The 14,234-nt window shown below is 37.9% G+C and carries 14 protein-coding genes; 12 read left to right on the top strand and 2 right to left on the bottom strand.

What is annotated here, in order from left to right; genetic code table 11:
• Positions 1-17: 17 nt before the first annotated feature.
• The 12 genes from uxuA to OR571_RS13740 all read left to right on the top strand — a co-directional run bounded on the left by uxuA (position 18) and on the right by OR571_RS13740 (position 12,239).
• Positions 18-1,094: a mannonate dehydratase gene (uxuA, locus tag OR571_RS13795; RefSeq protein WP_282243527.1), complete on the top strand. Its 1,077-nt coding sequence runs from the start codon at positions 18-20 to the stop codon at positions 1,092-1,094.
• Positions 1,091-1,927, top strand: a complete 837-nt coding sequence (locus OR571_RS13790) for an SDR family oxidoreductase (protein ID WP_282243525.1) — start codon at positions 1,091-1,093, stop codon at positions 1,925-1,927. The genes uxuA and OR571_RS13790 overlap by 4 nt, the downstream gene beginning before the upstream one ends.
• A gap of 95 nt (positions 1,928-2,022) precedes the next feature.
• Positions 2,023-3,048, top strand: coding sequence for a LacI family DNA-binding transcriptional regulator (locus OR571_RS13785; protein WP_282243523.1), 1,026 nt, complete (start codon positions 2,023-2,025; stop codon positions 3,046-3,048).
• Positions 3,049-3,082: 34 nt separating this feature from the next.
• Positions 3,083-4,336, top strand: coding sequence for an MFS transporter (locus tag OR571_RS13780; RefSeq protein WP_282243521.1), 1,254 nt, complete (start codon positions 3,083-3,085; stop codon positions 4,334-4,336).
• 74 nt (positions 4,337-4,410) lie between these two features.
• Positions 4,411-5,913 carry a UxaA family hydrolase gene (locus tag OR571_RS13775; protein ID WP_282243520.1) on the top strand — a complete coding sequence of 501 codons (1,503 nt, stop codon included), beginning with the start codon at positions 4,411-4,413 and terminating at the stop codon, positions 5,911-5,913.
• A gap of 14 nt (positions 5,914-5,927) precedes the next feature.
• Positions 5,928-7,274, top strand: a complete 1,347-nt coding sequence (locus OR571_RS13770; RefSeq protein ID WP_282243519.1) for a tagaturonate reductase — start codon at positions 5,928-5,930, stop codon at positions 7,272-7,274.
• Positions 7,259-7,411 (top strand): hypothetical protein, encoded by a 153-nt coding sequence (locus OR571_RS13765; RefSeq protein WP_282243518.1) that lies wholly within the window; start codon positions 7,259-7,261, stop codon positions 7,409-7,411. Before OR571_RS13770 ends, OR571_RS13765 begins: the two co-directional genes overlap by 16 nt.
• 3 nt (positions 7,412-7,414) lie before the next feature.
• A complete protein-coding gene (locus tag OR571_RS13760; protein ID WP_282243517.1) occupies positions 7,415-8,428 on the top strand; it encodes a zinc-binding alcohol dehydrogenase family protein in 1,014 nt (337 codons plus the stop codon).
• 248 nt (positions 8,429-8,676) lie between these two features.
• Positions 8,677-9,816, top strand: a complete 1,140-nt coding sequence (locus tag OR571_RS13755; protein WP_282243516.1) for an acyl-CoA dehydrogenase family protein — start codon at positions 8,677-8,679, stop codon at positions 9,814-9,816.
• A gap of 136 nt (positions 9,817-9,952) precedes the next feature.
• Complete coding sequence (gene cccA, locus OR571_RS13750) at positions 9,953-10,327, top strand: cytochrome c550 (RefSeq protein WP_142538309.1); 375 nt, start codon at positions 9,953-9,955, stop codon at positions 10,325-10,327.
• 97 nt (positions 10,328-10,424) lie between these two features.
• Positions 10,425-11,117: a tRNA (adenine(22)-N(1))-methyltransferase gene (locus OR571_RS13745; RefSeq protein WP_282243514.1), complete on the top strand. Its 693-nt coding sequence runs from the start codon at positions 10,425-10,427 to the stop codon at positions 11,115-11,117.
• A gap of 3 nt (positions 11,118-11,120) precedes the next feature.
• The gene (locus OR571_RS13740; protein ID WP_282243513.1) at positions 11,121-12,239 is read left to right on the top strand and encodes a Nif3-like dinuclear metal center hexameric protein; all 1,119 of its coding nucleotides are present in this window, start codon (positions 11,121-11,123) and stop codon (positions 12,237-12,239) included.
• A gap of 40 nt (positions 12,240-12,279) precedes the next feature.
• On the opposite strand, the gene OR571_RS13735 is transcribed toward OR571_RS13740, so the two are convergent.
• Together OR571_RS13735 and vrrA are read right to left on the bottom strand one after the other, a co-directional pair.
• Positions 12,280-13,260 carry a 4-hydroxy-3-methylbut-2-enyl diphosphate reductase gene (locus OR571_RS13735; protein ID WP_282243512.1) on the bottom strand — a complete coding sequence of 327 codons (981 nt, stop codon included), beginning with the start codon at positions 13,258-13,260 and terminating at the stop codon, positions 12,280-12,282.
• Positions 13,261-13,587: 327 nt separating this feature from the next.
• Positions 13,588-14,196, bottom strand: a complete 609-nt coding sequence (gene vrrA / locus OR571_RS13730) for a VrrA/YqfQ family protein (protein WP_282243511.1) — start codon at positions 14,194-14,196, stop codon at positions 13,588-13,590.
• Positions 14,197-14,234: the final 38 nt, after the last annotated feature.

The following is a 14,234-nucleotide window of genomic DNA, read 5'->3' as shown; positions in this document are numbered from 1 at the left end:
AAGGAGAGGTAGTTAAGATGAATATTACATTTCGCTGGTATGGTAGAGGCAATGACACAGTAACACTTGATCAAGTAAAACAAATTCCAGGTACAAAAGGAATTGTATGGGCCCTACATCAAAAGCCTGTTGGAGAAGTATGGGAAAAAGAGGAGATCAAATCGGAAATCGATTATATCCAATCATTTGGTTTCCATGCCGACGTTGTGGAAAGCGTAAATGTGCATGAAGCAATTAAATTAGGTAATAGTGAACGAGATCAATATATTGAGAACTATAAAGAAACGATTCGTAATCTTGGTGAATTTGGTGTTAAAGTGATTTGCTACAATTTCATGCCAATTTTTGATTGGACGCGTACAGAAATGTTCCATCCACTGGAAGATGGTTCTACTGCTTTGTTTTTTGAAAAATCAAAAGTAGAAAATTTAGATCCACAAGAACTTGTGAAAACAGTTAGTGAGGCATCTGACTTAACTTTACCAGGCTGGGAACCAGAAAAAATGGCTCGTATTGCCGAATTGTTTGAGGCTTATAAAGAAGTAGATGAAGAAAAGCTTTGGGAAAATTTAGCCTACTTCTTAAACGAAATATTGCCGGTTGCCGAATCAGTAGGTATCAAAATGGCTATTCATCCGGATGATCCTCCGTATTCAATTTTCGGACTACCAAGAATTATTACTGGTGAATCAAGCTATGAAAAGCTAATCGCAATTTCTGATTCTGCTGCAAATGGTTTCACAATGTGTACTGGTTCAATGGGTGCAAATCCTGAAAATGATATGGTTCAGGTAGCTAGAAAATATGCTTCTCGTTCGCCTTTCTCCCATATCCGTAATGTGAAAATTTCAGATAATGGGGACTTTGTTGAAACATCTCACTATACAAGTGATGGCTCAATAGATATAAAAGGTGTAGTACAAGAGCTACATAAACAAAACTACGATGGATACGTAAGACCAGACCATGGTCGACATATTTGGGGAGAAGTTTGCCGTCCAGGATACGGGTTATATGACCGCGGATTAGGGATTATGTACTTACTTGGGTTGTGGGATGCATATGAAACGAACAAGGCGGAGGAGTCTCAATGATTCCAATACATGAAAATTTAAAAGACCGGGTAGCAGTTATTACTGGTGGCAGTGGTGTTTTATGTTCAGAAATGGCGCGCGAACTTGCGCGCCAAGGCGTGAAAGTAGCCGTTTTAAATAGAACTGCCGAAAAAGGACAACAAGTAGTTGCTGATATAGTGGATGCTGGTGGCTCTGCAATTGCTTTACAGGCAGACGTTCTTGATCGAGCTTCTCTAGAGCAAGCAAAAGAGGAAACGTTAAAAGCTTTTGGACGAATTGACATGCTTATTAATGGAGCGGGTGGAAATCATCCAGATGCTATTACAGATGGAGAAATTTTTGAGGAAGATACAGAGGGAAAATCATTTTTTGACCTAGAGGAAACAGGGTTTTCTACTGTATTTGCAACGAATTTTACGGGAACGTTTCTGGCAAGCCAAGTGTTTGGAAAAGAATTATTGAAATCGACATCTCCAGTTATTATTAATCTGTCATCCATGAGTTCATACTCACCGATGACAAAGGTACCTGCTTATAGTGCAGCAAAAGCATCGATCAATAATTTTACCATGTGGATGGCGGTTCATTTTGCCGAAACAGGATTAAGAGTCAATGCAATTGCTCCAGGATTTTTCTTAACAACACAAAACAGAAATTTACTTCTGGATGAAGAAGGAAACTATACAGCAAGATCATCTAAAATTATTGCTGGGACACCGATGAAACGGTTTGGTAAACCAATAGATTTATTAGGAACTTTACTCTATCTTGTAGATGAAACATGTTCCGGATTTGTGACTGGAACTACTATTCCTGTTGATGGCGGATTTATGGCTTATTCTGGTGTATAATTTTCAAGTGGATAGAGCCTTAAAAAACTTTTCTCATGTAAAGTAATGAAAGGCAATCTAAGCAACAAAGAGAATAGTAAATGGGGTTCTGAAAATTGAAACATATTACAATCGCAGATGTAGCAGAGCATGCAAAAGTATCTAAAAGTACCGTCTCTCAATATTTAAATAAGCGGTACGAGTATATGAGTGAACAAACACGTAAGAGAATTGAAACTACTATTGAAGAATTAAATTATATTCCTAACAGTGTAGCGAGAAGCTTAAAGCAGAAATCGACCTTCACTGTTGGGGTAATAGTAGCTAATATTTTACACTCATTTTCTACGCAAGTAATTCGTGCAATTGAAAACTATTTTCATGAAAACGATTTTCATATAATCGTATGTAATGCCGATGATGAACCAAAAAAGGAAAGAAAGTATATTGAAATGTTACTTGCTAAACAAGTAGATGGCTTTATCATTTTTCCTACAGGTGGAAATCTCGATTTATATGAAAGTATAAAAAAGCAACATATACCCATCGTTTTCATGGATAGAAAAATAGACGGTATGAATATTGCCACGGTCATGCTAGATAATGAAATGGCAACCTCGCTTGCAATTGATCGTTTCGTTGAAAGCGGTTTCGATAGAATTGCAATTGTTACAATGTCTATTATTCGGAATATTAGCCCTCGGGTGGAGCGTATTGAAGGATATAAAAAAGCACTTAGTCGACATGGATTGCAGGTAAATCCAGCTTATATTAAAACGGCTGATGTACATGATATTCAGCAAGTAATACATGAACTTTTTACTACCGAAACACCACCCGAAGCAATTGTTGCAGGGAATGACATTGTACTAGCAGCTTTATTAAAATATATGAAAGAGAATAATTTAAAAATACCAGACGATATTGCGGTTATCGGAATTGATGAAGTACAATTTGCAAGTTTCTTTTCGCCACCTGTTACTACTATTTCACAGCCCGCGGTGGAAATGGCGAATAGGACTGTAAAATTATTGTTAGATCAAATAAACAACAAAATTAACACAAATGAAACAGGTGTCATCAGATTACAACCGAGTTTAATAAAAAGAGAATCATGTTCACGTATAGATAAATCGTTTTAGTTAAAAATCATTCAAATGGTAAGGGGCAAAATATATGTTTTCTAAAGATAAACGTGCTGTGCTTATTCTATTATTTTTAGCAGGAGTTATAAACTATTTAGATAGATCGGCTCTTTCTATTGCAGCACCATATATTAAAGATGATTTAACATTAACTGCTACGCAAATGGGGATTATTTTTAGTAGTTTCTCTGTCGGGTATGCTATCTTTAACTTTTTAGGTGGAGTTGCATCCGATAAATTTGGTGCAAAAATGACATTGCTGGTAGCAATGATTGTTTGGTCACTTTTTAGTGGTGCTATAGCACTTGCAGTTGGATTTGTAAGTTTGATCATTATTCGTATTTTATTTGGTATGGGAGAGGGTCCTCTTTCTGCAACGATTAATAAAATGGTAAACAACTGGTTCCCTGCAGATCAACGGGCTACTGCAGTTGGTTTAACTAATAGTGGTACTCCACTCGGTGGAGCTATTGCAGGTCCGATTGTTGGATTTATCGCTATTTCGTACGGTTGGAGAGTTTCATTCGTTATCATCATGTTAATCGGACTTATCTGGGCATTTTTCTGGTGGAAATTTGCAAAAGAAAAACCAACAGCAAAAGCGAAGGAAAAAGAAATAAAAGAAGTAAAAGAAATTGCTGCTACTACAGTGAGAAAAGTTCCACTTACTTTTTATTTAAAACGTCGCACAATATTGTTTACTGCATTTGCCTTCTTTGCTTATAACTATGTATTGTTTTTCTTCCTAACGTGGTTCCCAAGTTACTTAATCGATGCACGCGGTTTAAGTGTAGAGGACATGAGTATTATTACGGTCATCCCTTGGATTGTCGGTTTTATCGGTCTTGCAGCAGGCGGATTTGTTTCCGATCTATTCTTCAAAAAGTTTGCTGGTAAAGGCGTTCTTTTTGCGCGTAAAGCTGTCTTAGTTCCTTGTTTGTTTGTCTCAGCGGTATGTATTGGTTTTGCTGGGTTAGTTACTACAACAGTAGGGGCAGTTTCTTTGGTTGCTCTTTCAGTATTCTTTCTATACTTAACAGGAGCAATTTACTGGGCAGTTGTACAAGATGTTGTTGACCAAAGCAATGTTGGTTCTGTAGGAGGATTCATGCACTTCTTGGCAAACACAGCTGGAATTATTGGACCTACATTAACAGGATATTTAATCGATACTACTGGTACATATACAGCAGCATTCTTATTAGCTGGTGGGTTAGCAGTATTTGCATCTATTGCGGTAATCTTCTTTGTTAAGCCAATCATGAAAAAGGCTACTGTTGCGTAATAACTTTTCAAAGGAACAGCGACAAAGCTGTTCCTTTTCTTTGATACAAAATACAAGTGAAAGAGGTATGCAATATGACAGTTAACCAATCTATCATCCAAATACATCCTTCTGACAATGTGTGGATTGCGCTAAGAGATTTTGAAAAAGGGGAAAGTATAGAAAAAGAACAGGTGAAAATTATACTTCAAGAGAATGTTCGTCGAGGACATAAAATAGCAGTTAGTCCGATAAAAAAGGGGGAAAATATTCTCAAGTACGGTTTTCCGATAGGCCATGCCACACAGGATATCGAAATCGGTGAATTTGTTCATTCTCATAATGTAAAGACAAATTTAGAAGGAGAATTGAATTATTCTTATAAACCAAAAAAGATTAGTTCAATAGATGCTCCTGCAGAGACCCCAACATTCCTCGGATATAAACGTGAAAATGGGGATGTAGGGGTAAGAAATGAATTATGGCTCATTAATACAGTAGGTTGTATTAATAAAGTTGCTGAAAACTTAGCGAAAATGGGTAACAACATGCTAAAAGCATCGAATTTCGATGGTGTGCAGTACTTCGCTCATCCATACGGCTGCTCGCAGTTAGGAGATGACTTAGAATATACAAAAAAAATATTGGGAAATTTAATCCATCATCCGAATGCTGGAGGAGTAGTAGTACTTGGACTCGGTTGTGAAAATAATTATATTGATTTGTTTAAAGAAGCAATCGGAGAATATAACCCCAACCGAGTAAAATTTATGAGTGTTCAAGCGGAAGAAGATGAAATGGAAAAAGGGCTTGAATTAATGCAAGAGGTATTTGACTATGCAACTTCATTTGAACGTGAGGAAGTTCCTGTTTCCGCACTTAGAATCGGTCTTAAGTGTGGGGGAAGTGATGGACTTTCTGGTATTACAGCTAATCCATTATTAGGTTCTTTTTCTGACCGTCTCATTAGCTATGGTGGTTCTACTGCACTAACGGAAGTACCTGAAATGTTCGGTGCGGAAACCATTTTAATGGAACGTGCAAGAGATGAAGAAACATTTCAGGATATCGTTCATCTGATCAATGATTTCAAACACTACTTCATCAAATATGACCAACCAGTTTATGAAAACCCATCTCCTGGAAACAAAGAAGGTGGAATTACAACACTAGAAGAAAAATCATTAGGTTGCGTACAAAAAGGCGGATTTTCTACCGTGCAAAATGTGATTCCTTATGGCTCTCGTATAAATAAAGATGGACTAACCTTGATCCAAGGACCCGGAAATGACTTGGTATCTGTAACAGCACTTGCAACATCAGGATGTCAAATTGTTCTTTTTACAACAGGAAGAGGTACTCCATTCGGGGGACCAACACCAACTGTGAAAATCTCTACAAATACAGCTTTAGCAGAGAAAAAGAAAAACTGGATTGATTTTAACGCAGGAAAGCTTGTAGAAGATGCTTCGATGGAACAAATGACAGATTCATTTTTCGAATATATCGTCGATGTAGCATCTGGAAAGAAATTAACAAATAATGAAGTATTCGGATTCAAAGAAATTGCCATTTTCAAAGACGGAGTTACTATGTAAAGGGGGGCAAACAGATGAATATACTGCCTGATTTAAATCTAGCAACTTATAAAGAGTCAATGAGTCATTCAGTTAAAAAAGAATATCCAATGCGAGTGCTACAAGTAGGCGATGGAAACTTTATACGTGGATTTGTAGATTGGATGATTTATGAATTAAATAGAAAAACAGACTTTCAAGGAAGTATTGTTTCGATGCAAGCAACACCTAGAGGAAAAACTGTCCCAAAACTTCAAAAACAAAATGGTTTGTTTACTTTGCTATTAAGAGGTATTCAAGACGGGGAAGAAGTGAATGAGAGACATGTGGTGGATTCGATTGCGCAAGCGATTAATCCATACGAAGACTGGGCAGAAGCATTAAAGGTAGCGGAGTTAGACGAGGTAGAGTTTTTATTTTCTAATACAACAGAAGCAGGTATTCAATATGAAAAGGAGACATTTTCTAAAGAAGGTTGTCCTATTTCATTTCCAGCAAAAGTAGTTTCGCTTCTTTACCATCGTTATAGCCATTTTCAAGGCGCTGCAAATAAAGGATGGATTATTATCCCGTGTGAGCTCATTGAAAATAACGGGGACCAGTTAAAAAGAATTTGCTTGAAGATTGCAGATGACTGGGAGCTTCCTTCTGATTTTACAAATTGGATTACATCGGCTTGTACTTTTTGTAATACACTTGTAGACCGAATTGTACCAGGCTATCCGAAACAGGAAGACACATTACTATTTGAACAATTTGGCTATAAGGATGTCCTGTTAACGGTTGGAGAACCGTATCACCTCTTTGTAATAGATGGACCGGATTTTGTGCAACAAAAACTTCTCTTTAAAGAGGCTGGTTTAAATGTTCAATTTGACAAGATAGAACATTACCGAGAATTAAAGGTCAAGCTACTTAATGCTCCGCATACGATGCTAGCTGCTATTGGATTGCTATTAGAAATTGAAAGCGTAAAAGAAGCTATGGAAAATCCTTTAATGTCTTCATTTATTCAAAGAACCTTAACAGAAGAGATAAGAGAGACTTTACCTCCAATGGGAAAAGAAAAAGCCATTCCTTTTATGGAACAAGTATTTGATCGGTTTGCGAACCCAACAATACATCACCGCTTAGCGGATATTAGTTTAAATAGTTATGCTAAATTTAAAGCAAGAATATGGCCAAGTTTGTATACATATTATAGTGACTTTGGTTACCCACCAAAAAGATTAGTGTTTGCCTTTGCAGCACTGCTCCAATTCTTTGCAGGTGCAAAAATAACTAGTATGTATGAAGTGAAAGATGATCAGCAAGTTATCCAAAAATTTCAAGCATTTAATAGTATACAAACTCCTTCGTTAGAAGAATGGGAAAATTTATAGAGTCAATTATAAAAGAAGATTTCCTACTAACAAATGAAGAAGTACAAAACTTATCTATAGCTGTAGCAAAAGAATGGCAGATTATCCGAGAGATCGGAATGAAAGTAGCTTTAGAAAAATTAGAAGATGGAGTGTGAATTATGAAAGCAATCACCTGTACAGAACCTGGAAAAATGGATGAAATTACGTTAGATAAACCGGAAATCCTTGCAAATGGAGAAGTATTAGTTGCGATTAAGCGAGTTGGTATTTGTGGTACGGATATACATGCGTTTGGGGGCAACCAACCATTTTTTAGCTATTCACGAGTATTAGGGCATGAATTGTCCGGTATGGTTGAAGCTATTTCAAGTGATGTAGTAAATATGCAAGTTGGAGATACGGTAACGATTATTCCTTATTTACACTGTGGGAAATGCTTAGCATGTACGAGCGGTAAAACAAATTGCTGTACAGAAATGCAAGTGTTAGGTGTACATGTGGACGGAGGAATGGTTGAATATTTGAAAGTTCCTGCTAGTCATGTATTTGTGGTTAACGATTTATCGTTAGATGACGCGGCGATGGTTGAACCTTTGAGCATTGGTGCACATGCAGTTCGTAGAGCAGCTATACAAGAAGGAGAAACAGTATTGATCATTGGTGCAGGACCGATCGGGCTTGGTGCCGCTCGTTTTGCAAAATTACAAGGGGCAAAAACGATCATGATGGATATAAGCGAAGAGCGTTTACAATTTGCCAAGGATTGGGCAGACTGTGACTTAACGGTAACTGTTTCTGAGAACGCAATTGATCAATTGAAAGAGGTAAACAATGGATCCCTTCCTTCGATTGTGATGGATGCAACTGGCAACAAACAATCTATGACGAATGCATTTAACTATGTGAATCATGGTGGAAAACTAGTGTATGTGGGACTTGTAAAAGATACAATTACGTTCTTCGATCCGGATTTCCATGCAAAAGAACTAACCCTTCTTGGAAGTCGTAATGCAACGAAAGAAGACTTTAAATATGTGATTAATTGCTTACAAAAAGGACAGGTTAAATCAAGTTATGTGACAAATAAAATCACTTTTAATGAAGTAAGTACTTATTTCCAGGCTGGAAATTTTAGAACAAACAAAACATTGATCACTATATCAGAATCTTGATATTTAAAATTTGAGTGACTAAAAAACAAGCTAGTAAAGATGGCGTCCTTATTGATAAGAGGACGCTTTTTTGTGCTCTATGAAGCCGTATTCCAATAGGATGCCATTCTCCTTCAAAATACACCTTTTCATTCCTGTAATGCTAGCCCGAGACTATTTCCAATTCTTTTTCATATTAAACTGCAAAACTTTCGTATTTTCAGTATAATATGAAAGTAAGCGTTTTTATTTACAAAGGGGATGAAGAAATGAATTTCGATTTAACACAAGAACAACAAATGATTCGCAAGACAATTCATGAATTTGCGGATGAAGTAGTTGCACCAGGTGCAATCGAACGAGACAAAACGAAAGAGTTTCCAAAAGAAATCTTTAAACAGCTAGCCGACATGGGGATGATGGGCTTGCCGTTTGCAGAAGAGTACGAGGGAGCAGGAGCAGATACAGTTAGTTTTGCAATCGTAACGGAGGAGCTAAGTCGTGCATGTGCATCAACAGGTATTACTTATTCTGCACATATCTCACTTGGAGGAGCTCCACTAAATTTGTTCGGGACAGAAGAACAGAAGCAAAAATATTTAGTGCCAATCTGTACAGGAGAGTCGTTTGGAGCATTTGGACTAACAGAACCTAACGCTGGCTCGGATGCAGGAGGAACTCAAACTACCGCAAAAGAAGATGGCGGGGACTTTGTTATCAATGGAAATAAATCGTTTATCACAAATGCCAGTTATGCAAAGCATCTAGCATTAACTGCTATAACAGCTGTAAAAGATGGAAAAAAAGAAATATCAGCGATTATTGTACCAACTGATGCTGAAGGTTTTACAGTTATCAACAATTATGAAAAAATGGGTTTAAATGCATCTAATACAACAGAATTAGTGCTTGAAAATGTACGAGTACCGCAGGAAAACTTGCTTGGAAAACGTGGAAATGGGTTTAGACAATTTTTAGTTACGCTTGATGGCGGACGAATTGGTATAGGAGCGATGGCAGTTGGGATTGCACAGGCTGCTTTTGACCGTGCATTACGCTATTCAAAGGAACGAAAACAATTTGGAAAAACACTTTCTGAATTTCAAGTAACTCAATTTAAGTTAGCTGATATGGCGATGAAAATCGAATTGGCTCGAACAATGGTTTATAAAGCGGCATGGCTAAAAGACCAAGGACGCGCATTTGGAAAAGAAGCTGCTATGTGTAAACTGTATGCATCCGAAATTGCAATGGAAGTGGCAGATCAAGCAATCCAAATTCATGGTGGATATGGCTATATGAAAGAATATGAAGTAGAACGTTTTATGAGAGATGCAAAACTGCTTGAAATTGGAGAAGGAACATCTGAAGTTCAACGCATGGTTATTGCAAGACATATTGGTTGCTAAGTCGAAATTATGTCTAAAATGTCACAAAGAAATAAAACTTCCTCTTTAAGACTTTTCGTTTTCGTTAGAATGCAGTACAATATTAGTGTTGACTAATTCTATTTAGAAAAGTATATAGCAAGAGGGAGGGTAAATTATGAAAAAGAATCCAATTATTCCGTTTTTATTAATTATGGGATTTGGTATTGGTTTAATTTTCTTCTTATCAATTCAAGGTGTAAATAACAAAGAAGAAATTGCTGCTACAGAAGAAGCTGCTGAAGGCGGTGCAGCTGAAGGAGAAGCGACTGCTGGTGAATTTGATCCAGCTGAGTTTGCACAAGGGAAATGTATTAGCTGTCACGGTGCCAATTTTGAAGGACAAGGCAATTTCCCATCATTAGTAGGGACTGCTCTTTCAGAAGATGAAGTTAAAGACGTATTAGCTAATGGTAGAGGTGCAATGCCAGGTGGTTTAGTACCAGCTGAAAACATCGATGCTATGGCTGCATGGGTTAAATCTTTAGAATAGTATCATATTTTTTTCAAAAAGACCTTTGATTCTACAAAAGAATCGAGGTCTTTTTTACTTTTTTGATATAATGAGATGTAGAAGAGGTGTTTACAATATGAATGCAAAAAAATTATCGGAAAGACTAAAAACAGTTGCTTCCTTTGTAGAAAAAAATAAAACTTTGGCGGACATCGGAAGTGATCATGCTTATTTGCCTTGTTATTTAGTACATACAGGTATTATTAAAAAAGGAATTGCAGGCGAAGTGGTAAAAGGCCCATTTGAATCTGCGCAAAAGCAAGTGAGAAGTGAAGGTTTAGAACAACAAATAGAAGTACGTTTTGGAAATGGACTAGAAGTAATTAATGAGTCAGATCATGTCCAAACAATTACAATAGCTGGTATGGGTGGTCCGCTTATTGCCTCTATTTTAGAAGCTGGAAAAGATAAACTTGAGACGGTAGAAACATTAATCTTACAGCCGAATATTCATGCAAAGGCAATACGTGAATGGGCGATCAAGGAAAACTGGAAAATTACTAACGAAACTATATTAGAAGAGCATGATAAAATTTATGAAATTGTTGTTCTTCAAAAAGGTAATATGGAACTTACTGATCAAGAACTACTTGTTGGACCTTATTTAATGAAAGAAAAATCAACTATTTTTCATAAAAAATGGTCAAATGAACTGCGGGAATGGCAACGTATCATGGATCAGCTAGATAAAACGGTAGCGTCAAAGGAAGTGCAAAGTAAGAAAGAAGAGCTCGAAAGAAAAATTGCTTTAGTAAAGGAGTCGTTGTAATAAATGAAGCAACCAAATGGTCAACAGATCATCTCTCTTTTTGAACAATGGGCACCAAAATCACTGGCTGTCGAAGGAGACTCGATTGGATTACAAGTCGGTACGCTAAATAAGCCAGTCTCAAAAGTACTTGTTACACTTGATGTAAACCCACAAGTTGTACAAGAAGCAGTAGAGCTTGCCTGTGAGTTAATTATTGCGCATCATCCTCCTATATATCGTGGTATGAAAAATATGCGGACCGATTTACCACAAGGAAGACTAGTTGAACAACTGATCAAGCATGATATCGCGGTATATGCTGCGCATACGAATCTCGATATAGCAACTGGTGGAGTAAATGATTTGTTAGCAGATGCATTACATTTAAAAAATATCGAAATAATGGAGCAAACATCTGCTGAAAGGTTAATGAAGTTAGCGGTATTCACACCAAAAGAATCGACGGAACAAGTAAGAGAAGCTTTAGCAAACGCAGGTGCTGGACAAATTGGTGATTACACTAATTGTAGCTTTACTTCGCCAGGTGAAGGACGTTTTAAGCCGTCAGCAAGTGCAGATCCTTATATCGGTAAAGCGAATGAGCTTGCCGTTGTGGAGGAAGATAAAGTAGAAGTAGTGTTTCCTATTTCTATTAAAAATCGTGTGCTGAAAGCTCTGCTTACATCGCATCCGTATGAAGAGCCTGCATATGATCTTCTACTCATGGATGTAGAAGTAAATGAAAAGGGTCTTGGAAGAATTGGAACATTACCAAACCCAGTCACGCTTTCTGAATATGCACAAACTGTGAAGCAACAATTACAGGTCCCATTTGTTCGTGTAGTTGGTCCATTAGATAAAACGATTCAGAAGGTTGCAGTATTAGGCGGGGATGGCAATAAATATATACAAACTGCAAAAAGAGCAGGGGCAGATGTATTCGTTACTGGCGACCTGTACTTTCATGTGGCACAGGATGCGGAAGCTATCGATTTAGCGGTCATTGATCCTGGTCATCATATCGAATCTATTATGAAAACAGGTGTGGCAGATTATATGAATACTGCGTGCAACGAAAAGAAACTTGCTTGTTCATTCATTCCATCAAAACTTTCGACAGAACCATTTCAACTTATATAAAAAGAAGCTGCTTCCGGTGAAGAGAAGCAGCTTCTTTTATTTAGTTATTCACTGGATATGGTTCAATTCGATCTACAGGTTTTGGTACTTTAATTTTTGGCAGTATCTTTTCAGGCATAACTTTTTTCGTTGTATCATGAGTAGTAGGATCTTGAGGATCATACTTCTCAAGAAACTGAATAACTTCTTTTACAATTGGAGTAGGAGTAGATGCTCCAGCGGTAACTGCTACATGGTTAATATTCTCTAACCATTCTAGCTTTAAGTCCGAAATGTCCCCTATACGATAAGAAGGGGTTCCCGCTATTTCCTCTGAAACTTGTGTTAGTCTATTAGAGTTATTACTCATTGGATCTCCAACGACTATTAATAGTTCCGCTCCACCTGCTTGTTCAGCAACAGCTTCTTGTCTAACTTGTGTCGCAAGACAAATTTCTTTATGAACATCGATATGTGGATATTTTTCTTTTAATTTTTCCATTAAATGTACAACATCCCATTGAGACATTGTAGTTTGGTTTGTAACGAGTAATTTATCTGTTTGGAGATTTAAGTTTTCAACATCTTCTAAAGTTTGAACAAGGTGCACTTTATCAGGTGCAACTCCGATCGCACCTTCTGGCTCGGGATGACCTTTTTTCCCGATATAAATAATGTCATAGCCTTCTGCTGTTTTTTCTCTAATCAGATCATGAGTGACAGTAACATCTGGACAAGTTGCATCAATTGATACTAATCCTTTTTTACGTGCTAGTTCCTTTACTTCAGGAGACACCCCATGCGCAGTAAAAATAACGGTACCTTCGTCTACTTTAGATAGAATATCTAAACGGTTTTCACCATCTAGCGTAATTATTCCATCTTGTTCAAAAGCATCTGTTACATGTTTGTTATGGACAATCATTCCTAATATATATATTGGCCGTGGAAGAGAAGTATCAAGTGCAGCATTGCGGGCAATTATCATTGCATCCACTACACCATAGCAATACCCTCTTGGCGAAATTTTTTGTACAATCATTTCAGAAACTCCCTTCTGGTGCAAACATACATCTATTATAACGGAGCCCCAACATGAATACAAAAGTTTAACTTTTTTCACTATACAGAGTATCGGCTTTTTACTTATAATCGATCCAGCTGCACCGCCCAGCCCCTCGGGGTCAAATGTGAAAAAGCTGCTCCTGTGCAAGCTCGTCGCAAACAAAAACGCTTGTGGTGGCTGGGGAGCTGCCTCCTTGGCCCGCACGATGCGGGTTATGTCTGCCTTGCCACACGATGTGGCGCACTTGGCAGACCTACCCGTCCCCATTTCCCTGTCGGGGCTAACATAGGCGCTTCCGCTTTTCTAGAAAGGTGGTTGAAAGATACGTGGAAGAGAAGCTCCATTTGTACTTGCTGCGGCAGTTCTTGCTACATTTGAAGCTGCGGAAGCAGCCGAAGCGGCATTTGCGGTGACATTAGTTGCAGCAGCGGTATTTGGGACATTTTGAAACCCGCGGTATAGCTTTAATAATGCAGGCACATTTTGAATCATAGGAGCGTACTGTCTAACCATAGGGGTGAGCTGTTGAGCAGTATTTAAAAATTTATCGGCTGTTTGTAAGTAGGACATTGCTTTACTTGGACCTTGCGCTGCCTGTGCAGCTTGTGCTCCTTGTGCCATCCCTCCGAATGGGTTATTTGCTTGCATCCGACCAGCCATATTCCCAATATTGCCTAAAAAATTACCAGTAGGACTATTTGGCCCCATATTCGAAGCTATATTCCCAAGATTACTGAGAAAGCCTCCACCTTGGCTAGGAGCGGATGTAGGAGCAGAAAAGTTACCTAGACCTCCGCCAAAAAATCCCCCAGCAGGTGAAGAAGGTGGGATTTGAGGAGCTCCTGTCAAGTTAAAAAAACCTCCTCCAGTATTTCCGCCTTGAGAAAACGGATAAAAAGATTCGTAGCGCATGTTTTCATCTCCTTTCGAACAAATAAAGTCTAATCTAT

This window comes from Psychrobacillus sp. NEAU-3TGS, from assembly GCF_029955155.1.
Lineage (GTDB): Bacteria > Bacillota > Bacilli > Bacillales_A > Planococcaceae > Psychrobacillus.
This window is presented reverse-complemented; position numbering and strand designations above follow the sequence as displayed.

Bases quoted from the DNA above. Each gene is read 5' to 3' on its own strand.
- vrrA (WP_282243511.1), bottom strand. From the start codon at position 14,196: ATGCGCTACGAATCTTTTTATCCGTTTTCTCAAGGCGGAAATACTGGA.
- OR571_RS13755 (WP_282243516.1), top strand. From the start codon at position 8,677: ATGAATTTCGATTTAACACAAGAACAACAAATGATTCGCAAGACAATT.
- OR571_RS13740 (WP_282243513.1), top strand. From the start codon at position 11,121: ATGAAGCAACCAAATGGTCAACAGATCATCTCTCTTTTTGAACAATGG.
- OR571_RS13735 (WP_282243512.1), bottom strand. From the start codon at position 13,260: ATGATTGTACAAAAAATTTCGCCAAGAGGGTATTGCTATGGTGTAGTG.
- OR571_RS13780 (WP_282243521.1), top strand. From the start codon at position 3,083: ATGTTTTCTAAAGATAAACGTGCTGTGCTTATTCTATTATTTTTAGCA.
- OR571_RS13765 (WP_282243518.1), top strand. From the start codon at position 7,259: ATGGGAAAATTTATAGAGTCAATTATAAAAGAAGATTTCCTACTAACA.
- OR571_RS13760 (WP_282243517.1), top strand. From the start codon at position 7,415: ATGAAAGCAATCACCTGTACAGAACCTGGAAAAATGGATGAAATTACG.
- OR571_RS13790 (WP_282243525.1), top strand. From the start codon at position 1,091: ATGATTCCAATACATGAAAATTTAAAAGACCGGGTAGCAGTTATTACT.
- uxuA (WP_282243527.1), top strand. From the start codon at position 18: ATGAATATTACATTTCGCTGGTATGGTAGAGGCAATGACACAGTAACA.
- OR571_RS13775 (WP_282243520.1), top strand. From the start codon at position 4,411: ATGACAGTTAACCAATCTATCATCCAAATACATCCTTCTGACAATGTG.
- cccA (WP_142538309.1), top strand. From the start codon at position 9,953: ATGAAAAAGAATCCAATTATTCCGTTTTTATTAATTATGGGATTTGGT.
- OR571_RS13745 (WP_282243514.1), top strand. From the start codon at position 10,425: ATGAATGCAAAAAAATTATCGGAAAGACTAAAAACAGTTGCTTCCTTT.
- OR571_RS13770 (WP_282243519.1), top strand. From the start codon at position 5,928: ATGAATATACTGCCTGATTTAAATCTAGCAACTTATAAAGAGTCAATG.